Annotated in this window: 26 protein-coding genes; 12 read left to right on the top strand and 14 right to left on the bottom strand. The window is 39.6% G+C overall.

The window, feature by feature from the left end; all coding sequences use genetic code 11:
• Window position 1 precedes the first annotated feature (1 nt).
• The 3 genes from B5354_RS13185 to B5354_RS13175 all read left to right on the top strand — a co-directional run bounded on the left by B5354_RS13185 (window position 2) and on the right by B5354_RS13175 (window position 1,677).
• Window positions 2–853, top strand: coding sequence for a hypothetical protein (locus tag B5354_RS13185; RefSeq protein ID WP_079529280.1), 852 nt, complete (start codon window positions 2–4; stop codon window positions 851–853).
• A 189-nt stretch (window positions 854–1,042) separates the two neighbouring features.
• Window positions 1,043–1,243: a cold-shock protein gene (locus B5354_RS13180; protein WP_079529279.1), complete on the top strand. Its 201-nt coding sequence runs from the start codon at window positions 1,043–1,045 to the stop codon at window positions 1,241–1,243.
• A gap of 233 nt (window positions 1,244–1,476) precedes the next feature.
• Window positions 1,477–1,677 (top strand): cold-shock protein, encoded by a 201-nt coding sequence (locus B5354_RS13175; protein WP_079529278.1) that lies wholly within the window; start codon window positions 1,477–1,479, stop codon window positions 1,675–1,677.
• A 224-nt stretch (window positions 1,678–1,901) separates the two neighbouring features.
• Here the strand turns inward: B5354_RS13175 and map are convergent, their stop codons facing one another.
• Both map and B5354_RS13165 read right to left on the bottom strand, forming a co-directional pair.
• A complete protein-coding gene (gene map / locus B5354_RS13170; RefSeq protein ID WP_079530581.1) occupies window positions 1,902–2,654 on the bottom strand; it encodes a type I methionyl aminopeptidase in 753 nt (250 codons plus the stop codon).
• Between the two features lie 94 nt (window positions 2,655–2,748).
• Complete coding sequence (locus B5354_RS13165; protein WP_079529277.1) at window positions 2,749–3,303, bottom strand: sugar O-acetyltransferase; 555 nt, start codon at window positions 3,301–3,303, stop codon at window positions 2,749–2,751.
• Window positions 3,304–3,396: 93 nt separating this feature from the next.
• Between B5354_RS13165 and B5354_RS13160 the strand changes: the two genes are divergently transcribed.
• The 3 genes from B5354_RS13160 to B5354_RS13150 are packed head-to-tail and all read left to right on the top strand — an operon-like array spanning window position 3,397 to window position 6,330.
• Complete coding sequence (locus B5354_RS13160) at window positions 3,397–3,903, top strand: GNAT family N-acetyltransferase (RefSeq protein ID WP_079529276.1); 507 nt, start codon at window positions 3,397–3,399, stop codon at window positions 3,901–3,903.
• A gap of 59 nt (window positions 3,904–3,962) precedes the next feature.
• Complete coding sequence (locus B5354_RS13155) at window positions 3,963–4,685, top strand: ABC transporter ATP-binding protein (RefSeq protein ID WP_079529275.1); 723 nt, start codon at window positions 3,963–3,965, stop codon at window positions 4,683–4,685.
• A complete protein-coding gene (locus B5354_RS13150) occupies window positions 4,678–6,330 on the top strand; it encodes a putative ABC transporter permease subunit (protein ID WP_079529274.1) in 1,653 nt (550 codons plus the stop codon). The genes B5354_RS13155 and B5354_RS13150 overlap by 8 nt, the downstream gene beginning before the upstream one ends.
• A gap of 41 nt (window positions 6,331–6,371) precedes the next feature.
• Here the strand turns inward: B5354_RS13150 and B5354_RS13145 are convergent, their stop codons facing one another.
• Window positions 6,372–6,863 carry a hypothetical protein gene (locus B5354_RS13145; protein ID WP_079529273.1) on the bottom strand — a complete coding sequence of 164 codons (492 nt, stop codon included), beginning with the start codon at window positions 6,861–6,863 and terminating at the stop codon, window positions 6,372–6,374.
• A gap of 205 nt (window positions 6,864–7,068) precedes the next feature.
• On the opposite strand from B5354_RS13145, the gene B5354_RS13140 reads away from it, so the two are divergent.
• Window positions 7,069–8,526: a SulP family inorganic anion transporter gene (locus B5354_RS13140; protein ID WP_425432130.1), complete on the top strand. Its 1,458-nt coding sequence runs from the start codon at window positions 7,069–7,071 to the stop codon at window positions 8,524–8,526.
• A 61-nt stretch (window positions 8,527–8,587) separates the two neighbouring features.
• Here the strand turns inward: B5354_RS13140 and B5354_RS13135 are convergent, their stop codons facing one another.
• Complete coding sequence (locus B5354_RS13135) at window positions 8,588–8,908, bottom strand: hypothetical protein (RefSeq protein WP_079529272.1); 321 nt, start codon at window positions 8,906–8,908, stop codon at window positions 8,588–8,590.
• Between the two features lie 116 nt (window positions 8,909–9,024).
• Between B5354_RS13135 and B5354_RS13130 the strand changes: the two genes are divergently transcribed.
• On the top strand, window positions 9,025–9,888 hold the full coding sequence (locus B5354_RS13130; RefSeq protein WP_079529271.1) for a DMT family transporter: 864 nt from the start codon (window positions 9,025–9,027) through the stop codon (window positions 9,886–9,888).
• A gap of 25 nt (window positions 9,889–9,913) precedes the next feature.
• Window positions 9,914–10,192 (top strand): hypothetical protein, encoded by a 279-nt coding sequence (locus B5354_RS13125; RefSeq protein WP_245804791.1) that lies wholly within the window; start codon window positions 9,914–9,916, stop codon window positions 10,190–10,192.
• 124 nt (window positions 10,193–10,316) lie between these two features.
• On the opposite strand, the gene B5354_RS13120 is transcribed toward B5354_RS13125, so the two are convergent.
• A complete protein-coding gene (locus B5354_RS13120) occupies window positions 10,317–11,978 on the bottom strand; it encodes an IS1182 family transposase (protein ID WP_245029576.1) in 1,662 nt (553 codons plus the stop codon).
• Between the two features lie 531 nt (window positions 11,979–12,509).
• On the opposite strand from B5354_RS13120, the gene B5354_RS13115 reads away from it, so the two are divergent.
• Genes B5354_RS13115 through B5354_RS13105 form a run of 3 tightly spaced genes read left to right on the top strand, consistent with a single transcriptional unit; the run spans window position 12,510 to window position 15,280 of the window.
• Complete coding sequence (locus B5354_RS13115; RefSeq protein ID WP_079529270.1) at window positions 12,510–13,073, top strand: tyrosine-type recombinase/integrase; 564 nt, start codon at window positions 12,510–12,512, stop codon at window positions 13,071–13,073.
• A 52-nt stretch (window positions 13,074–13,125) separates the two neighbouring features.
• On the top strand, window positions 13,126–14,625 hold the full coding sequence (locus tag B5354_RS13110; protein WP_079529269.1) for a DUF1538 domain-containing protein: 1,500 nt from the start codon (window positions 13,126–13,128) through the stop codon (window positions 14,623–14,625).
• Complete coding sequence (locus B5354_RS13105; protein ID WP_139377138.1) at window positions 14,615–15,280, top strand: P-II family nitrogen regulator; 666 nt, start codon at window positions 14,615–14,617, stop codon at window positions 15,278–15,280. The genes B5354_RS13110 and B5354_RS13105 overlap by 11 nt, the downstream gene beginning before the upstream one ends.
• 115 nt (window positions 15,281–15,395) lie before the next feature.
• Here the strand turns inward: B5354_RS13105 and B5354_RS13100 are convergent, their stop codons facing one another.
• The 9 genes from B5354_RS13100 to B5354_RS13055 all read right to left on the bottom strand — a co-directional run bounded on the left by B5354_RS13100 (window position 15,396) and on the right by B5354_RS13055 (window position 24,425).
• Complete coding sequence (locus B5354_RS13100) at window positions 15,396–16,349, bottom strand: calcium/sodium antiporter (RefSeq protein ID WP_079529268.1); 954 nt, start codon at window positions 16,347–16,349, stop codon at window positions 15,396–15,398.
• A gap of 270 nt (window positions 16,350–16,619) precedes the next feature.
• Window positions 16,620–16,748: a hypothetical protein gene (locus B5354_RS20920; RefSeq protein ID WP_281252743.1), complete on the bottom strand. Its 129-nt coding sequence runs from the start codon at window positions 16,746–16,748 to the stop codon at window positions 16,620–16,622.
• A 46-nt stretch (window positions 16,749–16,794) separates the two neighbouring features.
• Window positions 16,795–17,349: a helix-turn-helix domain-containing protein gene (locus B5354_RS13095; RefSeq protein WP_079529267.1), complete on the bottom strand. Its 555-nt coding sequence runs from the start codon at window positions 17,347–17,349 to the stop codon at window positions 16,795–16,797.
• Between the two features lie 193 nt (window positions 17,350–17,542).
• Window positions 17,543–18,385 (bottom strand): nucleotidyltransferase family protein, encoded by an 843-nt coding sequence (locus B5354_RS13090; protein ID WP_079529266.1) that lies wholly within the window; start codon window positions 18,383–18,385, stop codon window positions 17,543–17,545.
• A gap of 351 nt (window positions 18,386–18,736) precedes the next feature.
• A complete protein-coding gene (locus tag B5354_RS13085) occupies window positions 18,737–19,015 on the bottom strand; it encodes a hypothetical protein (RefSeq protein WP_079529265.1) in 279 nt (92 codons plus the stop codon).
• A gap of 1,252 nt (window positions 19,016–20,267) precedes the next feature.
• Window positions 20,268–21,881, bottom strand: coding sequence for an ABC transporter permease (locus tag B5354_RS13070; RefSeq protein WP_079529262.1), 1,614 nt, complete (start codon window positions 21,879–21,881; stop codon window positions 20,268–20,270).
• Window positions 21,882–21,906: 25 nt separating this feature from the next.
• Window positions 21,907–22,788, bottom strand: coding sequence for an ABC transporter ATP-binding protein (locus B5354_RS13065; RefSeq protein WP_079529261.1), 882 nt, complete (start codon window positions 22,786–22,788; stop codon window positions 21,907–21,909).
• Window positions 22,789–22,938: 150 nt separating this feature from the next.
• Window positions 22,939–23,589 carry a TetR/AcrR family transcriptional regulator gene (locus B5354_RS13060; protein ID WP_245804790.1) on the bottom strand — a complete coding sequence of 217 codons (651 nt, stop codon included), beginning with the start codon at window positions 23,587–23,589 and terminating at the stop codon, window positions 22,939–22,941.
• Window positions 23,590–23,843: 254 nt separating this feature from the next.
• Window positions 23,844–24,425, bottom strand: coding sequence for a hypothetical protein (locus B5354_RS13055; RefSeq protein WP_079529260.1), 582 nt, complete (start codon window positions 24,423–24,425; stop codon window positions 23,844–23,846).
• Window positions 24,426–24,517 lie beyond the last annotated feature (92 nt).

The following is a 24,517-nucleotide window of genomic DNA, read 5'->3' as shown; positions in this document are numbered from 1 at the left end:
GTTGGATATCATCAAGATTACCCATTTACGAGATGAATTCTTAGCTTTTTATCATCAAGCTGTCACATCAGACGCAGCCCCTGATACCAGGTTTGAACTATGGAAAGAGCTTTACGGATTTTCGGTAACGCAGCCAGGTGTGCAAGATGACCAGCTTGCGCGTGATATGTTAGACTATGCCTTCCCCAAGTATGCTCAAGCTGTTGACCATATTGAGCATTTCGAACCGAGTCATGAAGAAATCTTCTCTCTTTTACAAGCCGTTAAAGAAGAATTGGATTACGACTCTGCGCTTCACATGTCTATCGTCTTCTTTGTAGGGAATTTCGAATCGGATCCTTTTTTTGAAACAGATGAGGATGAGCAATTAACTCTTTATTATCCAATTGAGAAAGAGATGCAGCAAATGGATCTTGCAAAAGAACTGGCACGCGTCATTCATTGTCTGAAATCAGGGATGGCCTATCCGCTGGCAACAAGTATTGGGCATATTACACTTCAGGAGGGAATAGCTCTACATACGGCTGAAAAAGTTCACACAAGCCTTGCTCTGCCAGCGCCGTCTTATTCCTGGCTGGAAGTATGTAATCAAGAGCCAAACCGAATTATGATTAACCTGCTCCCTCATATTCAACGAAATGATTATGAAGCTTTATACTCCTTTACGAAAGGGCGGGGTGCCTCTGGATATTTCAATGAAGCTATATTTGTAGGATGGACAGCTGTGAAGCATCTACTAACTCAAGGAAACACATTATGTGAACTTTCTGCTATTCCGGATGAGCGCGTCACAAGTTTCATGGAAGAAACCCTTTACGATGTGCTGGATAACGCATATTTTGTCCAGCCGTAAAGACCCCTTCAAAAAAATTACTCGCAGGGCTTTCCTTTTTAAAAACCATCTGATATAATAAAAATTAATTATTGTTGTTCGATATGATTCATAACAGAGAAGATGCGTCATAACGATACGTCTTGATTGAATATGAAGAGCAAGAATAGTAATACATTGTGGATCTAATCCACGCAGGAGGTATTCTTCATGGTTGAAGGTACAGTTAAATGGTTTAATGCAGAAAAAGGTTTCGGTTTCATCGAGGTAGAAGGTCAAGACGACGTATTCGTTCACTTCTCTGCTATTCAAGAAGAAGGTTTCAAATCTCTTGAAGAAGGTCAAGTTGTAAACTTCGAAATCCAAGAAGGTCAGCGCGGACCACAAGCTGCTAACGTTCAAAAAGCGTAAGTAAGCTTTTAAAAGACTCCCTATTTGGGAGTCTTTTTGTTTTTACAAATATTTTCAATTAATTGTTGTTAAGAGTATCATTTATTTGGTGCATTTGTTATACTAATAGCAGTTATTGTTGTTCGGAAACGATTCATAGAACAGAAGTTGCTTCAAAGTAATTTTCGTCTTGATTGTGAAGAGCAAGAATAGTAATACATTGTGGCTAAAGATCCACTCAGGAGGTATTTTTCATGGTTGAAGGTACAGTTAAATGGTTTAACGCAGAAAAAGGTTTCGGTTTCATCGAAGTAGAAGGTCAAGACGATGTATTCGTTCACTTCTCTGCTATTCAAGAAGAAGGTTTCAAGTCTCTTGAAGAAGGTCAAGTTGTAAACTTCGAAATCCAAGAAGGTCAGCGCGGACCACAAGCTGCTAACGTGCAAAAGCAGTAATATAGGAACTAAAGCGTAAGCGCCCCGGTAGACACGACAAGCATAAGACAAGCGGCGCAGTGGAGTGGTTTTCCTCCACGGAGGCGATTGACTTATGACTCGAGTGTCTGGGCGCTAGAGCTGGATGTGGCTAACTTCATGTAAGCTTATCCACAGACAAATATTTTATAATTTTTCCAGACGATGAAAAAAGCTCCCTTAACTGGGAGCTTTTTTTGATTAGTTTATTGATCCTGATCGGTTAAAATCAGCGGTCCGTCTTTCGTTATCGCAATGGTATGTTCATATTGAGCCGAAAGAGAGCCATCAATCGTGCGTGCTGTCCAATTATTTTGATCCATCTTGCTTTGATAGCCGCCAATGTTAATCATCGGCTCGATCGTAATGACCATCCCTTCCTTAAGTCGCGCCCCTTTGCCTGCCTGGCCGAAGTGTGGAATATATGGATCTTCATGAATCGTCTCTCCTATGCCGTGACCCGTAAAATCGCGGACAACTGAATAGCCTTCTCCTTCCGCATACGACTGAATCGCGTGGCCTAAATCTCCGATCCGATTGCCGACCTGCGCCTGCTCAATCGATTTATAAAGAGATGTTTTCGTAACCTCCAGCAGCCGTTCTGCTTCTTCACTAATTTTACCAACCGGATGGGTCCAGGCCGAATCTGCCAGTGCACCATTTAAATTGACCACCATATCGATGGTTACAATATCTCCCTCTTGAAGCTTTTCTTCTCTTGGAAAGCCATGACAAACCTCGTCGTTAATGGAGGCACAGGTTGTAAACTCATAACCCTGATATCCCTTCTGCTCTCCAGTTGCTCCATGCTTTGCTAAATAACGTTCTACAAAGTTTTCAACTTCCATCGTAGTCACACCTGGTTTAATAAACTGACGAAGATCCTTGTGTACGTTAGCAAGCAGCTTACCTGCTTCATGCATCAGCTCTATTTCACGTTTACTTTTTCGTTTAATCATAGCTCCAAACCCTTTCCTCATATTTCACAATAAATATATGCTTTCATCCTATCATATGATAACGAAAAAACCTGGCTTCGACCAGTATTCCTTCTTACTCTACTTCGCGAATTATCTTAGCCGGGTTCCCGCCGACAAATACATTTGACGGGATATCTTTTGTCACGACTGATCCTGAACCAATCACTACATTATCACCAATTGTTACACCTGGGTTAATGATGGCACCGCCGCCAATCCATACATCATTGCCAATCGTAACAGGTTTGCCGTACTCAAGCCCGCCGGCTCTCGTTTCCCGGTCCATAGGGTGTGTAGCTGTGTATATTTGTACACTCGGCCCAAGCATCACGCGGTCACCCATTGTAATCGGACAAACATCCAGAAAGACACAGTTGAAATTGGCGAAAAATTGATCTCCAACGTTAATATTATAGCCATAATCGCAATGGAATGATGGCTCGATAAAGACTTCTTCCCCTGCACGTCCAAGCAACCTCTCAAGCATTTGCTCCCTGTGATGATTCTCTGTTGGCTTTGATTGATTAAAGGAATAAACAATTTGTCTAGCTCGTGTTCGGTCGAGAACAAGCTCATCATCCCATGGTTGATAAAGTTCACCTTTCAGCATCTTTTCCTTTTCTGTCATTTGATCACCTTTTTCTTATAAAAGTTCTATTCCCTCTTTACATTATCATACAACTTCGCTATTCTTATTTGAAATCAAAGGGGGAATCTGCAGATGATTATTCGACCACTTTCAGGTAGTGACGCCAGTACATATCGAACTTTACGGTTAGAAGCGCTTCAAACGAATCCTGATGCCTTTATCACTACTTACGAACAAGAGAAAAACAAGCCGGATGCGATTGAGACGACTGTTCAACGGCTTAACTCGGACGAAGCCCATACTTTTGGTGTGTTTATCGAGGAGAAGCTTGTCGGGAATGTCACACTGCAAAAGGAACCTCACCCAAAGTTCTCTCATAAGGCGTCCATTCTTGCGATGTATGTCCATCCAGAATGCAGAGGGCAGGGAGCCGGAGAAATGCTTCTTGAAAAAGCTATCCAATTTGCCAAAGGGATTGGACTTGAAATACTTCAGCTCAGTGTTGTCAAAGACAATTTGCCAGCGAAAAAGCTCTACGAAAAGGTTGGTTTCCGTGAATATGGGATAGAACATAAAGCCATTAAAATCGAAGACCGCTATTTAGATGAAATTCTAATGGAGTATTTTCTTCAAGATTGAAACATCCCCCCTCCTTCACTCGTATTTCTAATAGATGGAAATGAAAAGGAGCGTTCTTTATGATTGAGATCGAACGAGTAACGAAACAATTCCCTGGTCATACGGCTGTAAACGACCTTTCCCTTACAGTCCCAGACGGGAAAATCTTCGGATTTCTTGGCCCTAATGGAGCAGGAAAGTCCACCACCATTAAAATGATGACAGGCATTCTCCCTGTAGAGACCGGCCGAATTAACGTTAACGGTTTTGACATAACCAAAGATCCTATGAAAGCCAAAACAACGATCGGCTATGTGCCCGACCGTTCGGATATCTTTTTACGGTTAAAAGGAATCGAATACTTAAACTTTGTGGCGGATGTTTATGGAGTTCCTACTGATGTCAGACGTGAAAAAATCGACTATTACACAAAACAGTTCAGTATCTACGGTGCTTTAAACGATCATATCCTTACTTACTCCCATGGCATGAGGCAGAAAATTGTAGTCTGCGGCGTTTTGCTTCACGATCCCGATGTTTGGATTCTCGATGAACCGCTCACAGGGCTTGATCCGAAATCTTCCTATACCCTAAAAGAAATAATGCGTGAACATGCCACCAAAGGAAAGACAGTGTTTTTCTCAACTCATGTCCTAGAAGTCGTTGAGCAGTTGTGTGATGAAGTGGCTATTATCAACAATGGTCAGCTTGATTTCATAGGAAACATGGCTGACATGAAGCAGCAGTTCAAAGAGGATGACAACTTAGAAAAGGTGTTCCTGGAGTTGACGCAAAATGGCTAAAACGTGGAAGCTGATTCGAATTATGGTCAAAATGCAGCTTTCTCTAGTTGGCAAAAGCACTAATGAAAAACTGGGATATGTATTTCTGGGGATTTTCGCGATTCCTGCTTCATTATTTATCTTATATGTAATAAACGGCCTCATCAGTTCAATGTATGGTGTATTAGCGCCCAGCGGAAACGAAAGTGTCATTCTGGGCCTGCTGTTTGTGATCACATCGATTCTCTTCGTATTCATTAGCGTTGGGACGATCTTAAGCTCTTTTTATTTTGCTGAAGATGTAGAATCATTTGTAGCACTGCCCTTCCAGCCCTATCAAATTATACTGGGCAAGTCAGCGGTGCCTTTTTTAACATTATATTTGACTAACTTGGTTATTTTAGCCCCTTCGTTGGTTATATGCGGGTTGCATAGCCATGCCGGGATAGTGTATTACCTGTACGCTTTCATAATCTGGCTGCTCACTCCAGTTATTCCATTTGTGGTAACAGCGGTCCTTCTTATGTTTGTCATGCGCTTTCTTAACCTATCTAAAAATAAAGACCGAATAAAAGTGTTCGCCGGTTTGTTAACGTTTGTTTTTGCGATAGGAATTAACATCGTCATCCGCCTTAATTCTTCGGAGACAAATCCAGGCTCCAACCTGGCTCATCTGTTAGCCGAACAAAACGGTTTACTGCAGCTGACGACGAAATTTTATCCACCCGCTTATTTTAGTTCCATCAGTTTAACCGATCCGATGAGTATGGCAGGGGCGGGTTATTTTCTCTTTACTTTTGCTCTTGCTATTGTCGCCATTCTCTTCATGATGACAACAGGACAGAAGTTATATTTTAAAGGAGTTCTCGGCCTTTCCGGCGGAACTAAGAAAACGGTCAGCCCAGCGAAGATGTCCAAGAAAATACAGAAGAAAAACTTCCTTTATTCAAGTTGGGTACGAGAAATGAAAATCATGCTTCGCACCCCCACCTTTTTCACACAGATTATCGTGCAGTCGCTGCTGCTTCCTGTGTTATTCGTTATCATTCTTGTGATGGATACAAGCGGCTCCATTCAAGGCATCAGTGCAGTAGTTAATTCGTGGCAAGGAAAAACCATTATATTAGCAATGGTCGGCTTTACAGTGTTGGTGCTGGGAATTAACCCTGCTGCTATTTCCTCTGTTTCGCGAGATGGGAAGAGCTGGTTTAACCACTTATACATGCCGGTCCGTGCAGAGTCGGTCATGCTGAGCAAGATTCTGGCGTCCTTTTTCATCAACTTTCTAAGCCTTCTCGTCCTGTTTATTATGGTCTGTCTTCTTAAGCTCCCGATCATGCTTACTGTGATTTGGATCGTACTTTCGCTTTTGATCAGTTGGCTTACAAGCATAATCGGAACAATTCTTGACCTATATACACCAAATTTACATTGGACAGACGAACGGGAGGTTTTCAAAGGGCGTTTCATCGGTCTTCTTGCCCTGGCTGTAGAAGTCATTATTTTCGCCCCTCTAATTTTGATTCTGTGGAGGGTAGACGGATTTGGAGGAATCTGGATGACGACAATGATATTGTTTGCCGCCTTATCTCTTCTTATCTTCATCAGCAATCGAATATTGAAGACCATGATTGAGAAACATTTCTATTCGTTATTCTCTTCATAAAAAAGCTAGCCTCCTCGTCTTGAGGGGCTAGCTTTTGTCTGCTATTCTCCTAACCTTTCCGTTTTCATGTCCTGGATGATCCAGTCTTCTCCATCAAATTCCAGGGTAAATGTCTTATTCACATGTCCGCTGAGCTCGCTGTTTTGCTCTTGAGTCGCCTGGTACTTACCTTCTTCCATTTGCATCAAGTCGATAGGTTCTGAATCATTAAATGTCATAGGTCCATCTTGGGGAATCACGGTTACTTCTCCATTCGTTTCTTTGAAAAATCTGTCTGTAAACCCTTCAGCCATGCTAACAGACATATAGTTGTGAAGATACTCTTCCATTTCCTCAATAGAATGGTAATCATTGTTTTGAGTTTCATCGGATGTGACTTCAATGGTATGCTTCAACGCCTCTTCGTAACCTGCAAGTACTTGCATAGCTTCTGATTTCGTTAGCTCTGCCTCTGTTGAGTTTCCTTCTGCATCGTCGAAACTGCCTAAAGGAAAAATGGATAACGTCAAAACGCCTAACAATAATGCTTTCATTTTTTGAAGCCTCCTTTACTTTTCTTCATATCACATGAACAGCTTTCATAAACCTCAAATGTTTCGTTTTTTGGGACATATTTCTAACAAAATTATTCAAATTCAGCTAGGCATCTGCTGTCATACATGATATAATCTGTCTCGTTCTTGTCGGATTCAGGCACGAATGCAATCGTGTCAATTTTTTATGGAAAGAGGTGTAGCATTGAACACTGCTACAATTAAACAACAATGGTTTGGAAACGTAAAAAACGATGTGCTCTCAGGCATGGTTGTCGCTATGGCACTTATCCCTGAGGCAATTGCTTTCTCTATCATAGCTGGAGTCGACCCCATGGTAGGTTTGTACGCTTCCTTCTGTATCGCTGTCGTTATTGCTTTTATGGGCGGCCGCCCTGGAATGATTTCTGCCGCTACTGGGGCCATGGCTTTGCTGATGGTCACATTGGTTAAAGATCATGGACTGGAGTATCTTCTGGCCGCAACAATTTTAACGGGGATCATTCAATTTCTCTTAGGGGTATTGCGAATCGGGCAGTTTATGAAGTTTATCCCGAGGTCCGTTATGATTGGTTTTGTGAATGCCCTTGCGATTTTAATTTTCACAGCTCAGCTTCCTCATTTTGAAGGGGCTAACTGGGTAATGTATGCAATGGTAGCTGGTTCTCTTGCGATTATTTATATTCTCCCGAGGTTTACAAAAGCAGTACCTGCACCACTTATTGCGATTATCTTGATGACGATCATCACAGTTGCCGGCGGGCTATCTTTGAAAACGGTAGGAGACATGGGGGAGCTTTCGAGTACGCTGCCAATCTTTCTGATTCCCGATATTCCGCTGACGTTTGAAACGTTACAAATTATTTTTCCGATCTCTCTCGCTTTAGCATTTGTTGGCTTGCTTGAGTCTCTACTCACATCGCAAATCGTCGATGATATGACGGACACTGTGGGGGACAAGAACAAAGAGGCTCGCGGTCAAGGAATTGCTAATATTACTTCAGGTTTTTTCGGAGGCATGGCAGGCTGTGCTATGATTGGACAATCCGTGATTAACGTGTCATCAGGCGGACGCGGACGTTTATCAACGTTAGTTGCCGGAGTATTCCTGATGCTCTTGATTATTTCGTTTAATGACTTGCTTGTCCAAATTCCAATGGCCGTTCTAGTCGGCGTAATGTTTATGGTGTCGATCGGTACATTTGACTGGAGTTCTTTAACGAAATTTCATAGAAACCCCATTTCTGACTCTGTGGTTATGGTCGTGACCGTTACCGCAGTTGTATTGACCCACAATTTATCCATCGGTGTCTTAGCTGGTGTTATCTTAAGTGCCATCTTCTTCGTGGCCAAAATTTCAAAAGTGCATGTGGAAGAGAAACTACAGGCTGAAACCATGACTTATTACGTTAGCGGCCAAGTCTTCTTCGCTTCTATTGAAAGTTTAATGAATCAAGTTGATCTTCAAGCAGATGCGAAAGAAATCCACATTGATTTCACCAAGGCCCATGTGTGGGATGATTCAGCTGTCGCAGCCATAGATAAACTGATAACGAAGTTTAAAGAAAATGATAAATCTGTCCAAATCATCGGTCTTAACGAAGCTAGTTCAGACCTCGTCAACCGACTGACTGCCTATCAAAATAAGGCAAAAGCATCTTAGCTTATATGCAAAACGGCTGCACAGTTCAACCTGTGCGGCCGTTTTTGGTAGTTAATCGATATTATTTAACCTGAACCCGCTTATACTCTTCCATCCACACATCTGGAGATCCCTTTACCCTGAACGGATATACCCCTTTAATCGTATGCAAATAAAAAAAGCCATACGTACCCGATAAATTACGATAGGATACATCATGAACATCTTCTATCTTAAACCGGGCCGTTGGCGTGATGACTGCATTTTCGTATAATTCGATAGAAGCTTCTTCCTCGATAAAATGCTGCTGATTGTGATCAATAACTCTTTTCGTTAAAAACACAGGCTGAGAACAAATCAATCGCCGTCTTCCTTTCCCTGTCCTATACTCTTTATTATCCACTTAACGTTCCCTTCCTTTATTCTGATCAAACACAATACTTTCTTTCTTCACCTAGTTATATTAGGATAGGAAAGGTAAATCTGGCCAATGATAGGACGTAATGGAGGAAAATTTTTATGAGCGATCGTAACAAAGGAATTATTCTACTCTTAATATCAGCTTTTGGTTTCTCCATGATGGCTGCACTCGTCAAGCTGTCTGGAGACGTGCCTACAGTGCAAAAAACATTTATGCGAAACATCGTGTCTGCGGTCATCGCCTTTATTTTAGTCGTCTATAACAAAGAGAGGATTTTTGGTAAAAAAGAAAACCAGGGACTGCTGCTTTCCCGGTCCGCACTTGGAACCGTGGGGATGGTTCTGTTCTTTTATGCCATTGACCATATGGTGTTATCAGATGCAGAAATGCTGAACAAACTAAGTCCGTTTATTTTAATTATTTTTTCAGCGATATTTCTTAAAGAAAAAGCAAGAACGTATCAAATAGCCGCCATCCTAATCGCGTTTGTCGGTACATTATTTGTAATTAAACCGCAATTTTCTGTGGAGGTAGTCCCTTATATCATTGGTATTTTATCGGCAGTATTTGCCGCTGGGGCGTACACGCTGCTACGCGTACTTGGAAGTAAAGAACAATTTTATACGATTGTCTTTTACTTTGCTTTCTTTACAACGGTCTCCCTGCTGCCTTTTACGATTGCATTTTATGAGCCAATGCCAACGAAGCAATGGATTTACCTGCTAGGCGCAGGCGCATTTGCAACAATCGGCCAGTTTGGCTTAACAATCGCCTATAAATATGCGCCAGCTCGAGAAATTTCAATCTTTTTCTACTCGACGGTCGTTTACACTGCCGTGATTAGTATTGTTCTATTTAATCAGGTGCCTGACTGGATGAGCTTTCTCGGCTACTTTATTATTTTCGGAGCGTCCTTTTATATGTTTATTAAAAATAATAAAGAGACGAAGCCTGCCGCTTGAATTTGGATTCAATAAAGAGGTTTATGTGAACACATTACAAGTCATTCCGTTTGTATGGATTTGTGTAATTTTATTGGTCACTCTTGTTGCAACCCCGATCATTAACAAATTGGTGCCGAAGTTTGTTAACCCGACGGATGGATTTAATTCACGAGTATTATTCACGATACTGTTCAGTGTATCGATCTTATCCATTTTACTGACCATTATTGGACCCTGGATCGGAATGAGAGAAGTTAGTTTGGAGCCATTTCAAACATTCTTCTATGATTGGCCGCGTAATTTTTTTAGCATTCTGGGTTGAAGCATTGATTGCCCAGCCTATTGCAGATTTGCCATGAAAAAATTACATGCAAGCCAGACAGATAAAGCTGTCAATGCATAACATTCATTCTCGAAGATGGATTCGCACAGGGGCTGGGACATAACTAGCCTGAAATAATAAAAAAGGTTCCGATCATCGGTTTTTGATGATCGGAACCTTTTTTTATTGAATGAGGAAAGTTATTGGCCTTACTCTGCTGCCTTTGAGCGGTGTACTTTCTCAAGTTCACCGCCATGAAGGCAAATCCTAATTCATTCTTCACACTCTCCTGACCCCTTACGGACATTCGAGTGAAACGCAAATTAGCCTTCAGAAATCCAAAAAATGGTTCTACATCGACTTTACGTTTACCATAAAGTTCGCCCATTTTCTCTTCTGAAAGCAGTTCTCTGACCATATGTTTTTGTTCTTCCCATTTTTCATTGTAATAGATCTTGCGATTGTTGCCTTCTTTAGCCTTGGTACATTGACTACGGAGAGGGCAACCGGAACAGTCTTCACACTCGTACACCTTAAACTTCCGGACAAAGCCATAACGATCAGTCTTGTGGGAAAAATACCGGAACGTCAGTTGTTTTCCGTTCGGACAAATGAATGCATCATCTTCTTCGCTGTACTCCCAATTGGCTGAATGAAATGCCTTCTTTTTAAAACTTTTCTTCTTCTCTTTGCGGTACGTATTGTACGTGATCAATGGCGTGCGCTTGCGATTCTCCTGGACTTCTTCATAATTTTCTTCGCTTCCATACCCACTATCGGCGACAAGATGATCGGGTAGTTCAAAGAAGTGTTGTTCGATGTGATCCAGGAAAGGAAGGAACGTGCGCGTATCCGTTGGGTTCGGAAAAACATCATAAGCGAGCGCATATTGGCCTTCGGTCGCCACCTGTATATTATAACCGGCTTTCAGTTGCCCGTTCTTCATATAATCATCTTTCATTCGCATAAACGTGGCGTCATGGTCGGTCTTGGAATAACTGTTTCGTTCTCCAAAGATTTCCGTGTCGCTTTCGTATTTCTGCTTGCGCGCCGCAAAATCCTGAAACTGTTTATGGGATTGCTTTGGCTCTTTGCGCTCGGAACGAAGTTGTTTCCGTTCGCTCACTTCTTCGCTCTCTTCGATTTTCTGGCTCCATTCTTCGACCTTTTCTTCCAACCTTTCAGCTATATCTGTAAGCTCTTTGACCGATAATTCTTCCGGATTTTCCCGTACGATTTCTGGGATGATTTCCTTTTCAACCAATTCATCATACATGCGGTTGGACTTTTCGATCAGATTGGCGTTGTAATTTTCCACAGCCTTACGCCAGACAAATGTAAACTTATTGGCATTGGCTTCAATCTTGGTTCCATCGATGAAAATCGCTTCGTCATCAATCAACTCTTCCTGAACAAGTTGGCAACGGAACTGGACAAAGCACTCACGGAGGAGGGCTTGCACGTCGGGGTGGACACGGAATCGATTAATGGTTCGATAGCTCGGTTCATAACCTTGAGCTAACCACATCATGCGGACACTATCTTGGAGAAGCGCTTCGATTTTCCTTCCGGAGAAAACCGATTGCGTGTAGGCGCATACAATGATTTTCATCATCATTCGGGGATGGTAAGCCGGACAGCCCGTCTTCCGTAAGAAAGCAGCGAAGGCTTCGTTTGGAATCTGTTCGACTAGATCGTGGACGGCATAGGCGATATCATTTTCTTGGAGTTTCATTTCTAAATCCAGGGGCAAAATCACTTGATTCATGTTATACTGTTTAAACATAAGGACACCTCCGATGGTTATTGTGTGGTAACTATAATTTTATCAGAGTGTGTCCTTATTTTGTTTTCAAAATAGAATTTATTTAGATTAAAATAAAAGAGTAGCCCGCCGAACAAAAACTTTGTTCGGCGGGCTACTCTTCGTTTAGGAGACTGGGTTTTGTCCCACCCTCTTTTCTTATTGAAAAACATATCATAAGCTTATCCACCGGAATTATCCCCTAATGTGGATCCTAAGCCATCCCCCCTATACTTCTTTTATCATAACACACACCATCCAGCTCGCCGGTTCTTTACATTTCATCTACTCACCACAATTTTTAAGTATTAGCCTTGAGCTTTGCTTGATATGAACCCTTTCAATTATATTTCCTCATCTATAAATTCCTTTGATTCCTACCCAAAGGACCTAAGGATTACCAGCATTAAATCAACTGTTTTCAAATTTACTGAAAAAAGTGCAAATTAATTGTAATGTTACTTAACTTTCATTAAAATATAATTAAGTAACATTATTAATGGAGGAAAACGTATGGAATTTGTCGATCCTATCCGCAAAACTGAAGATATTAAGGCAATGAAAAAGATACTAAAGCGTCACTCTCAACGCGACTTATTGTTCTTTGTACTTGGAATTAATACAGGGTTAAGAGTCAGTGACTTACTCCCTTTAAAAGTGAATGATGTGTGGGACAGTGCAGGAGTCAGGAAATTTTTATATTTAACCGAGCCCCGTACTGGCGAAGAACATGCCTTCTATCTAAACAGAAGTGTGGCAAGGGAATTAAAAGCTTTTCTTTCGACAGTTGATTTTGATCAGCAGGATTACCTTTTTAAATCAAAAAAGAATAATAACCCCATTACGCGTCAGCAGGCTTACCGTATCGTTAACCAAGCGGCGAAGGATGCTGGGTTGACCGGAAAGATCGGCACCCATACATTGCGCAAGACATTCGGTTATCACGCCTACCGCAAAGGAATTGCTGTTTCATTTATCGCAAAGATTTTAAATCACCATTCTTCTTCTGAAACGTTACGTTACATCGGTATCGATAAAAACGATGATCACGTGGTCAAAGTGGATGTCAACCTATAACCTCTGAACTGTGATTTGAGTTTTACTACAAAAAGAAAGGAATGAAAAACAATTGAATGTACTGCTTTCAAAGTTAAAAGAAGTATTGTTTGCCGTCCTCCCCATTACTGCAATGGTTTTAATCCTGAATTTTATCTTAATACCACTTGACGCCTCACTTATAATTCGATTTATTATCGGATCTATTTTAATTATTGTTGGATTATCTATTTTCCTGTTTGGCGTAGATATTGGAATTACTCCTATTGGCCAGGCAATCGGGAAATCTATTGCCAAGTCAAATAAAATCTGGGTCGTTATGATTGCAGGTTTATTGCTGGGCTTTTTCATCTCCATCGCCGAACCAGATTTGCATATTTTAGCCGGACAGGTTGAAATGGTTACCTCAGGATTGATATCAAAAACAAGCCTAGTGATTGTCGTATCCATTGGAATCGGCTTACTAATTGCTACCGGACTTGTTCGAACTGTCTATAACTTCCCCCTTTATAAACTGCTCTCGATTTTGTATCTGATCATTTTTGTTCTTGCCATATTTACGTCCCCCGAGTTTTTAGCCATATCTTTTGATGCATCAGGTGCAACCACAGGTGCTTTGACCGTACCATTTGTTCTTGCCCTAGCTTTAGGGATTTCCACATTAAAAAAAGACAGTAAAGCTTCCGAAAAGGACAGTTTCGGCTTAGTGGCCATAGCTTCAACGGGGGCCATCATTGCCGTTATGATCATGAATATCATTATGCAAACTGATAAAATGACCGGAAGTCTAGATGCAGCTGGTCATGATGCAAATTCCATCATTGGACCTTTTTTACACGAACTTCCGATTATAACGTTGGAAATAATTGTAGCTCTGGTACCGATTTTAATAATTTTCCTTGTATTTCAGAAGAAATCGTTTAAAATGACTAAGAAAGCAGTAAGGAAAATTTTAATGGGAATGCTGTTTACCTTCATTGGGCTTGTCTTGTTCCTGGTTGGTGTGAACGCCGGGTTCATGGACGTTGGAAGCGCCATTGGGTACAATCTAGCCTCCCTGGATAATAAAACATATATCATTATCATAGCTCTTCTTTTAGGCTTTGTTACAATTTTAGCTGAACCTGCCGTACATGTCCTTACGAGTCAGATTGAAGATGTGACAAGTGGTTATGTAAAAAGATCAGTCGTTTTGAGTACTCTTTCTCTTGGAGTTGGATTGGCAGTTCTTTTATCAATACTGAGAGTGCTGATTACTGATCTTCAACTATGGCATTACCTGCTACCAGGATACATCATTGCGATTACACTAACTTATTTTGCTCCAAAATTATTTGTCGGAATTGCCTTTGACTCAGGCGGAGTTGCTTCAGGTCCAATGACCGCTACATTTATTCTTGCGTTTGTACAAGGAGCTGCCGAGGCTACAGCTGGTGCAGATGTATTGGTAGATGGATTTGGTATGATTGCGCTTGTAGCTATGACACCACTAATTGCTTTGCAGGTCCTAGGGCTTGTATTTAAACTAAAGTCGAAAAAAGATAAAGGAGGAGTGAAGCGAAGTGTCGAGTAAAACTGAAACGACGGACCTTGAATTGGTTTGCGTTATCGTTAACACCGGACTTGGGAGTAAGATTATGAAATCAGCTAAAAAGTACGGGGTCTCAGGAGGGACGGTGCTTGTTGGAAGAGGTACAGTAAAAAGCCGCATCCTTGACATGCTGGGACTGAGCCGTGTAAAAAAAGAAATTATCTTAATGGGATCCAGTGAAACAACTGCGATTCATGCGCTTGAAAAGTTAAGTGAGAAATTTAAGTTCAACAAGCCAAACCACGGCATAGCTTTTACTACCTCAATCAATCAAATTTTCGGTGCAAGAAGTTTTAAAAGTGATCGTCTGAAAGAAAGTGGAGGTGCAGACAAAATGTATCACGCTATTACGGTAATTATCGAAAAAGGAAATGCAGAAGAGGTAATCGACGCAGCAACCGAAGCCGGTTCAAAAGGCGGCACGATCATTAATGCCAGGGGATCTGGAATTCATGAAACGAGCAAAGTTTTTTCGATGGAAATTGAACCTGAAAAGGAAGTAGTACTGATTCTTTCCGAGCGGGACAGGACCGATGCGATTGTTTCATCCATCAGAAAAAAGCTTAAAATAGATGACCCGGGTAACGGAATTATTTTCATTCAGGATATCAATAATACGTATGGTTTGTATCAGTGATTTAGTTACTGTTGATCCACTCTTTCAATAAAATTATCAAGCAGGCGAATAACAATTATAAATAATCGTCAGCAGAAAACCGGTCAGCCTATAAATTGCTAACCGGTTTCTTAGATTAATTCCGTAATATAATATAAACCAGATAAATAATGTATGCGACAACAAGCAACAAGCCTTCTCTCTTTCCAATCTTGAAACTGGTCCTTGAGAAAATCAATAATAAAACGGTCAGTACAATCATAAGAATCACATCAATAAACACTTTATCATTCACTGCTAATGGTGAAATGGCTGCAGATGCACCAAGTACAAATAAAATATTGAAAATGTTACTCCCCACAATGTTCCCCAGCGCGATTTCGCTTTCTTTTTTCAGCGCTGCAGAAATAGATGTCACCAGTTCAGGAAGTGATGTCCCTACCGCAATAATCGTTAGCCCTACCAATGTTTCACTCATACCAAGGGAATAAGCAATTTCTGTACCATTATTTACTACCAGATTTCCCCCAAATATAATTGCCGCCAGACCTAAAATGCTAATTAATATATTTTTACCCCAGGTAATGTCTTCAGGGACTGATTCATTCCCTGTATCCCTCCGGCTTTTTAGGCCAATCTCAATAACATAGTACATAAAAATGGATAAGAACAATAAAAAGATGAACCCTTCACTACGTGTAAGCATATTGCTGTCAAGGCCCTGCAACGCAACATCACTCATAAGAATGAGCAAAGCAGCACTTGCAAGTAATGTAAATGGGATTTCCTTTTTGATGGTTTCATTTTCGACTTTCAAAGGAAATAAAAAAGCAGCCGCCCCTACAACGAGTGTAATGTTAAAGATATTGCTTCCAATCACGTTACCCAGTGAGACATCTGCACTTCCTTCCAATGCTGCAATAATACTCACTGTTGCCTCAGGCGAACTTGTTCCAAATGCCACAATCGTTAACCCGATCAGAATGGGCGGAACCCGGAGAAGTCTTGCAATATTGGAAGACCCGTCAACAAAAAGATCTGCCCCTTTAATCAATAATGCAAATCCAACAATTAATAAAACATAAGCCATCATCTGTGCTCCTTCTTCAAATAGTATTTTCTTACTGCCACTACTCACACCTTAATTTCTGTAACGGAAGAAATTTTTTCGATTGGACTATAATAAAGTCTTGGTGGGTTCCCGAAAAATCCAAATTAAATCCTATTCCTTTCCATTATATTGATCTTATGTTTGGTACAGGCCCTGATCCTTATTCCAGAAGAGTTGCCCTTATGCGGAAAACTTGATGTCAAGATAAAATAAACAGAATGAACACCTATTTCGGAGCTTCACATCAACTCACTTATACTCTTCTTTTAATCGATGATCCTCATTGAAATGTGAATTGGGGTGATAAGGAATAAAAGGCAGATTCTCCAAACCTTGAAGTAAAGGTTCTGGATGGGCATAAACAATAAGGACATTCATCTAATCAACCTCCAATTAAAGTTAAGTCCGAACAAAATAAATAGAGTTATTCAGGGTCTGGATAATATACAAGCATAAAAAAGCTTGCCAGATCATCCGAATCATTTTGATAACCATGTACCGATTCACCTAAAAATTGAAGTCCATCCCCTGATCTTAGCTGTTGAACCTCTCCCTGAACATTTACCTTTACTTCTCCTTCTTTCATGATGATAAATTCTTCCCCTAAGTGAGAGCGACCATCATAAGAGCAGCCTGGCTGTAATTCCACCACGTAAATTTCGAATTTTTTCTCTTGATGGTATGGAAATAAGGGAAAAACCCTGTACTTGCCTTCATCGTCTATCAGAGGATCCATATTACTAATGTTCACCTTTTTGATGACAGGTGCTTTCTCTTTCATAAATGTTGAAAATGAAACTTGAAGGCCATTAGCGATTTTCCAAAGTGTCGTAACCGTAGGATTACTTTTCCCTTTTTCAATTTGGGCTAACATCGCCTTACTAACTCCTGTTAATTCTGATAAGCGATCCAATGTCAAATTTCTTTGTTTTCGTATGGTATAAAGATTTTTCGCTATTGTTACTTGTATATTTTCCATGTGGATTCTCCTTAAAATTTGTCAACGATTGTAGCACACTTATATTCAATATACAAAATAAAAATACAGTATATTGAACAGTAAGTCCTCATAAAAGATGTAAATACTCACTGCCCATGCCAAATTTGAAGTAAAAAAAGCGATTATCTAATGTTAGATAATCGCGACCTTTAGATAAACAGTGAGTACATTATCAAAGCGGTAGATGCATTTCTTTTTTTGGGTTATAAACTTTAAGCCAATTCTCTGCTTCTTCCTTCATCCAACTTCCAAAGTGATTCAAGAATTTTAATATTTCTTCTGAACTTGATAAGGGGTTGATTGCGTACCAAAGCGACTTTCTCATCTCTTGCTCTTTTTCAGGATAATGCTTCGAAAATAGTTTATAGGCTGGGAATAAATCCCTTGTGTACGACTGTTCTTGAACAATGACAAGCGCAAGACCAGCCCTCACAATAATTCTCATGATCCATGAACAGCAATCCTTAATGTCCTCAGTGTCGTCATTTCCCGTTAAATCATGCTTGGCTTTATCAATAAGAGATGTTAAATGAATGAGGTGTTCATTCGCCAAGGATCTGTCTGGTTTATAATCAGGGAGCTTACTTATTAGGTTCTCACCATACACACAAATACCATAGGTTTTTAGAATAAATGGAATCATGGAGCAATATTTTGATTCCTCAACCTCACTTAAAGGGCAGAATCCTAATTCTACACCGTTTATAAAATGGAATTTTTGATCGATGAATTGTCCCGTCTCCTCCACCCAATCAAGGTCAATATCTTGAGGATTAGAATAGGTTACTACTATTACGTCAACATCTGATACACCTTCAATGTCCAGCCCTCTTGGCACAGATCCTCTTATATAAATACTGTGAATGTCCTTTGGTAGAACGGAAAGACAGCTTTCATTGATTAGTCGGATTACTTCTCGAAATTTATTATTGATTTTTCCGGGATCAGACTGGTTTAGTATATAGCCTTTGTCGTCTACAGAACATAAAGATCCTATTTCTTTAATTTCAGTCATACTTAAATGTCCCCATTTCTTTTCAGATTGTATTTATTCAACAAAATGGCCTTTTTATGTATTTTTAAATCCTCTATCAACCAAAAGACAGTAAAGTATCAGTGATGCCAAACTCGACTGACAATCCCCATTAAAAAAATTGATGTTCATGTAAATCTACTAAACGATTTTCAAGGGACTTCCTAATCCCCACAATACGATCCTACTCAGAAATAGCCTTTTCCGCAGGTGCTTTCCATCCTCTTTCATCACCAGTTACATGGATATCCAAATCCTGCGCATCCCAGTTCTCTCCTGTGATCCTTATTCCATATAAGCGCCCCATTTACTTTGTAAATAGACAAACGATAATTAAGAACTTTTTCGTTTGTTTTTTATGGTAAGGATAGCAATTACTATTATCAATATAAAGCTATTAAATAGTAACAAATAACCTAAACCAGCAGCCGCAAACGCAGCCCCTTGATTGTGTATGTTTGCCGCGTATGAAATCCCTCCTATAAAGAGAAGAAAGGGAGAACAAATCATTACAACCACCAGCAAGACATTTGATGTTCCATTTTTGGTATTGTACCCAAACCAAAACCAACTTCCAACTAACAATACAAATGCAGCAAGAAATAGCAGCACTTCGTTCACCTCTCAATGGATAAAATAAGAACATTGGAAACAATTCTTTTATATACCTGCTTCAGAATTGCATCCTTTTAACAGAAGACTAGATTTCAAGTTAAAAGATTCTCCCTAAATAGGTTTATTCCCCGACCACTAGTTAGGTGACATTTGCGACATCATTGAGGCAAATGCGAAAACCGAACCATTACCAATTGAAATTAGTATTGTGATAAATGCGATTGCATTTTTTCTGTCTTTCTGGACAGAGCCATAAAACCAAAAATGAAAGAGAAAATCAGTAACGAGAGTATAATCACAGTACTTGTAATAAAACCCATCGATAATAAAGCGGCCATTATTCCTAAGAATACAAATGTTGATATTAAGCTCAATACTAAGGACCAATAGCTTAACCAAGTATATTTCTTCATTTTATGCCTTCATTAGTTAAACACCATTTCCATTGAATAGCCCTGGTATAGCAGCATCTGGTTTAGTAGATAGAGTATTGTAGACTCTAATCACGCCCCTAACGACTAAAGGTTACTTTTGTTTATCAACAAATATCAAGGTTACTCCTAATAAGAATACAATGCCTACCAGAACATAAACAATAAAAGGTGTTACGTCTCCTACATATCTAGCGATAATAAATATCGCCTCTGCAACATTCGATAAAACGATAACCATTGCTAATGTTAATAAAGATAATCCGACTATAATTAAAGGGACGGAATATGAAGCGTAAGGTTTCGCAGAATCTATTATCTTTAACGTCTGGTTAAACGCAAAACCGAATGCAAACAAACTATATCCCTATAAAAAATAGGATTTTTCTTGTTTTTTCATATTTACCATAAAAACTCCCTTTACAATTACCTCAAATTTACGATCAACATAATGATTGTTTCAAATTTCTGTCATTCACACAATCATTCATTCCAAAAAAATGGTATTATTACTCGATGAACGCGTCCGTTTGCTATTGATCCATTGCAAGCATTTTAATTAATTCCACAACTTTCTCATCATCACCCGTGTCTACAGATACTTGCTTTGTATTTTCAATAATTTTGTTGTAGGTATCCTCACCAGCCCGTTAATTTAATAACGATTATTTCAGATTTTCATATTTGTCACAAGAAGTTACTCCATTATCTGGCTCTAAAATGAAAAGTGAGCACAATTCTTATCACAGATTGTGCTCGATACTTTACAAGACTTAGCATAAAGTCTTTAACTAATTTCACAAATTCCTTAGCAAATATTAGGCACCTTCAATCATATCCCGTCTACTATAACCAAGGTAACCTATTACCATCAAAGCGATGCTAATCACAGTTATTGTAATGAAAATTAGAGCATCAAAATTCTCCATTGGCATTCGTGGAATCCAGCTTTGAATGGCTGTTTTGGAAAACCATTCTGGTAACTCCAAGATACCGCCAAAGTAATTGATTACAAAGGAGTAGCCAAGGTAAACATAAACCACTTTTCCTAGTTTCGGTGCCCAGCCGAGTGCTAAGGCCGCTAGACCAGTAAAGAATAATACGGATGGTAAGAAGTTGTAGCCAGCAGCAAGAAAATCTAGTGTATCCATCGTTGAGCTATCCCCCATGGCTGAGATAGCTGTACCACCAAGACTTCCCGCGGCTAATAAAATTCCTACTAAACTTGCAAAAATCGCTAATCCAATACTGGTCCAAAAAAGTTGGATGCGGGTCACTTTTGTAGCATAAATTTGACTTAAAAGGGACCGGTTTTCTTGTGCGAATAGTTTGTTCACAATTGCAATTGGCAATATCGATACCAAACCAAGCATGACCATCATTATCGTGCTTGTGAATGATTCTTCAATGGAAACGCCTGAACTACTGAACATTTGTTTCATTACTTCGTTACTTTCAAGGAAGGTTTGCATGTCTCCATAAATTGAACCATAGGCTGCCCCCATAAGGACAAAGGCAATCGACCAGCCAATCATGACACCTTTGTTAATTTTGATAAATAGTCCGCGGACAGACAGTAACGATTTCTTTGCATTTCCCCGGCCCTCTCTTTCAGGAAGATATCCAGCTCCCATATCGCGCGAGCCTTCAAGGGCAAAAGCAATGACTACCATGATTAAACTGAAAATAAATGCAAAAATCAGTAAGGTCCAGTTATTTTCTGTGAAGGGATAAGTTAAATATGTCCACCCCAAAGGATTAATCATGGACAGGTTAACGTTGGAGACATCTGTCCCCGCACGAATGATATAAAGAAGTCCTATGATTCCAAGTGTTGAACCTGTTGCAGCCGATGAAACAGGCATAACTTGTGCCATAACCAGAGCAATCACGGCACCAATAATACCCGCCATACCGATTGAAGCTCCGAATAAGAAGGAACCTTCAACTGAAATCGAATCAGCGCCAAAGCTCATCATTACTCCACCAATAAAAAGTGCTAATAAAACGTTAATGAAAACAGTTTCCATCATTGCAGCAAGAGAGTTGGCTTGACGACCAATTTGAAATGAACGCACTAGTTCAGTCAGACCAAGATCTTCTTCTTTACGTGTATGGCTTATAACGTGTAGAACAGTGATGACCATTGCAACTACTCCGCAGAATAACAGCATTTCATGCGCGTACATAGCTCCTAAAGTATAATCTCTTGCTGTTTCAACCGGTGTAGGTCCTACCATCGCTATCATTGCAGGATTTTGCAATGTTTCGTACATTCCAAGCAAACCCTTGCCTTTTGCTATTTCTTCAAAAGCTGGGACATAAGCAGCTGAAAACAAGCCAATTCCTAAAATCCATATAGTTATTTTTTTCCAATCGCGCTTAAGATATAGCAGAAACAGTGTATCCCAACGGGCAAATTTTTCTTTCATCGTATTTCACCCTCCTTTCAGACTGTTATCCTTCGTAATGACGCATGAACAAATCTTCAAGAGTCGGCGGCACAGATTCAAATTTCTTGACCCCTAATTTGCTTGCTTGCATTAAAATATCATCAAGGTGTTTATTATCCGCAGAGAATGTCGCTAAATTATCTTTTTGTTTGAAATCAAAAACTCCATTTAAATTGGCCATTTCAGCCACATCACGTTCTGTTGCTATGGTTATGGCAGAACGAGTCAAATGGCGTAATTCATTTAGGCTGCCGGATTCCACAATCTCACCTTGACGAATGATGACAACTTTGTCCGCTAAGCGTTCTACTTCACTCAAGATATGAGAGGACAACAGAATGGATTTGCCGGACTTTTTGATTTTTTCAACTTCTTCCTGGAAAATCGCCTCCATCAAAGGGTCGAGACCAGAAGTTGGTTCATCAAAAATGTATAAATCCGAATCAACAGATAGAGCTGCAATCAAACCAACCTTTTGCCGATTTCCTTTTGAATATCCTTTGGCTTTTTTCTTTGGGTCCAACTCAAAGCGTTTAATTAAAGCGTCACGTTTTTGCTTATCTCCCCCACCATGCAATTTAAGGAATAAATCAATAATTTCACCGCCTGTGAGGTTCCCCCACAGTGTGACATCTCCTGGGACATAAGAGATGCGTTTGTGAATTTCAAGGCTATCTTTCCAAACATCCTTGCCAAATATCTCCGCATTACCAGATTCTCGGTTAATAATTCCCAGCAAAATACGGATGGTTGTGGATTTACCAGCTCCATTTGGGCCTATAAATCCGACAACTTCTCCGGCATTTACGGTGAATGAAACGTCACTTAATGCCCGAAACTTACCGAAACATTTTTGCAGCCCTTGAATATTTACAATTTCTGACATAAAATAAACACTCCTTTATTAAGATTTTGACACCCTTTTTACAACATACTTTTCAGCTCATACAAAAGTTGAAAAGTATGAATTAAAAAACAGCTACAACAATCTCCACTTTTTTCTCAAGTTGATAACTTATACATGCTTTACTTCATTTTATTTGTAAAAGCTGTATTTCAGTAATTCCGTATACCCTTTCCATTCCTCTAGATATTTCTCACCAAATTCGTGGATATCTTCAAAGGTGTTTATTTGCTGCAGTCCTTTTTCACCGAATCCGAACATCGTCCAATTCAGGATTTCAATCGCCTTTTCAATATCTATTCCTTCACGAAACTTGGAGAAATCGATATGCTTATATATTAGTTCTGTGCCTCGATCATAGACGGGATCAACTTTTTTCTTGATCATATCTTTTACTTCAGCTGATTCCTCTTGGATGGCAGCTGCCAGGAAATCAAAAACGTGAGGAAACTTTTTATGGATATGCAATTTCTGTAATCCGATATTTTCGATTCTTTTAAATAAATCCGTTTCATTCAAATCAATTTGTTCATAAAGATTTTCGATAACTTGAACACCGTATTCGATTAAATATATATAAAGATCTTTCTTGTTATGGAAATAATTAAATAACGAACCTTTAGAGATCCTTGCCTCTTTGACAATTTCATTTGTTGATGCTTTTTCAAAACCTCTTTTTACAAATTCTTTTATAGCGGCGTTTATAATAAGCTCTTGTTTTTCTGATTTCAGGTTGTTAAATATGGGGTTTATGATGGTTACCTCCTTTCGACCATAAATCAATTGACCACTTTGGTCATTTGAATATAACACGTATGACCAAAGTGGTCAATTTGATTTAAAAAATCACAATCCCATATTTTATGATCAATAATAAAGAGTCCATTTGGAAATAGAAATCAAAATGGATTCTTTTCTTGTGAATTAGCATGTAGTGTTATTCAACAAAATCGCCCTTAAATGAAAAATGAGCGCTGATCCTTATTAAAGAATCGCGCCCCGTTTCTTGAATTATGCCTATATCAGAGGATGAACTTCTATTTAGTTTTTAACGCTTCTAATAAGCCGTCGTCATCAGAAAAGTCAATATTAGATATTTTTCCTTCTTCATAAATATGCGCTCTACCAGTTACTTCGAAGGTCATTTCCTGGCTATTTTCCTTTTGATATTGAACATTCACAGTGAAATCGTAAGCATTCTCAGTTGTATCATTTTGTTTAATATCAATATTTTTCACTTCTAATTGATAGCCGTTATTGTATGCGGCTGTATGGTAGCCTAACGCATAGCTGCCAATAAATTTATCATACATATCTTCAGTAAAATAGGATTTATAAGTTTCTTCCAAATATAAATCTAATTCAGTTGGTTTAGTTTCCGAGGATCCATTATCTCCTTCTTTGCCAATGATTGTTTGATTATTGGGATCATCCAATAGTTCAATTAATTTTTGATCTGGTCCCGTAAATTGATGTTCTAAAACGGTCTCTATGGTGGTAATGTTTTCATCTTGAGGTGTAGTTTTTGAGGTATCCGAGGAAGAACAGCCGACAATCAACAGAAATATTCCAGAGAGCAGAAAAGCTTTAAATATTCGAGAAACATTGCTTTCATTCACAAAAATCCCTCCCATTGCTCTTATTCAATTAGTGCGCCCATCTATTGAATTAGGATTGTACAAAATCCTTACTGTTTCTGCAAGATCGGTAA

The organism is Halobacillus hunanensis (assembly GCF_900166655.1).
Classification (GTDB): Bacteria; Bacillota; Bacilli; order Bacillales; family Halobacillaceae; genus Halobacillus_A; species Halobacillus_A hunanensis.
The sequence above is the reverse complement of the archived record's forward strand: the minus strand, read 5'-3'. Positions and strand labels throughout refer to the sequence as shown.

Excerpts from the sequence above, each read along its gene's own strand:
- B5354_RS13180 (WP_079529279.1), top strand. The coding sequence starts at position 1,043 with ATGGTTGAAGGTACAGTTAAATGGTTTAATGCAGAAAAAGGTTTCGGT.
- B5354_RS13175 (WP_079529278.1), top strand. The coding sequence starts at position 1,477 with ATGGTTGAAGGTACAGTTAAATGGTTTAACGCAGAAAAAGGTTTCGGT.
- map (WP_079530581.1), bottom strand. The coding sequence starts at position 2,654 with ATGATTAAACGAAAAAGTAAACGTGAAATAGAGCTGATGCATGAAGCA.
- B5354_RS13165 (WP_079529277.1), bottom strand. The coding sequence starts at position 3,303 with ATGACAGAAAAGGAAAAGATGCTGAAAGGTGAACTTTATCAACCATGG.
- B5354_RS13160 (WP_079529276.1), top strand. The coding sequence starts at position 3,397 with ATGATTATTCGACCACTTTCAGGTAGTGACGCCAGTACATATCGAACT.
- B5354_RS13155 (WP_079529275.1), top strand. The coding sequence starts at position 3,963 with ATGATTGAGATCGAACGAGTAACGAAACAATTCCCTGGTCATACGGCT.
- B5354_RS13150 (WP_079529274.1), top strand. The coding sequence starts at position 4,678 with ATGGCTAAAACGTGGAAGCTGATTCGAATTATGGTCAAAATGCAGCTT.
- B5354_RS13145 (WP_079529273.1), bottom strand. The coding sequence starts at position 6,863 with ATGAAAGCATTATTGTTAGGCGTTTTGACGTTATCCATTTTTCCTTTA.
- B5354_RS13130 (WP_079529271.1), top strand. The coding sequence starts at position 9,025 with ATGAGCGATCGTAACAAAGGAATTATTCTACTCTTAATATCAGCTTTT.
- B5354_RS13120 (WP_245029576.1), bottom strand. The coding sequence starts at position 11,978 with ATGTTTAAACAGTATAACATGAATCAAGTGATTTTGCCCCTGGATTTA.
- B5354_RS13115 (WP_079529270.1), top strand. The coding sequence starts at position 12,510 with ATGGAATTTGTCGATCCTATCCGCAAAACTGAAGATATTAAGGCAATG.
- B5354_RS13100 (WP_079529268.1), bottom strand. The coding sequence starts at position 16,349 with ATGGCTTATGTTTTATTAATTGTTGGATTTGCATTATTGATTAAAGGG.
- B5354_RS20920 (WP_281252743.1), bottom strand. The coding sequence starts at position 16,748 with ATGAATGTCCTTATTGTTTATGCCCATCCAGAACCTTTACTTCAAGGT.
- B5354_RS13095 (WP_079529267.1), bottom strand. The coding sequence starts at position 17,349 with ATGGAAAATATACAAGTAACAATAGCGAAAAATCTTTATACCATACGA.
- B5354_RS13090 (WP_079529266.1), bottom strand. The coding sequence starts at position 18,385 with ATGACTGAAATTAAAGAAATAGGATCTTTATGTTCTGTAGACGACAAA.
- B5354_RS13070 (WP_079529262.1), bottom strand. The coding sequence starts at position 21,881 with ATGAAAGAAAAATTTGCCCGTTGGGATACACTGTTTCTGCTATATCTT.
- B5354_RS13065 (WP_079529261.1), bottom strand. The coding sequence starts at position 22,788 with ATGTCAGAAATTGTAAATATTCAAGGGCTGCAAAAATGTTTCGGTAAG.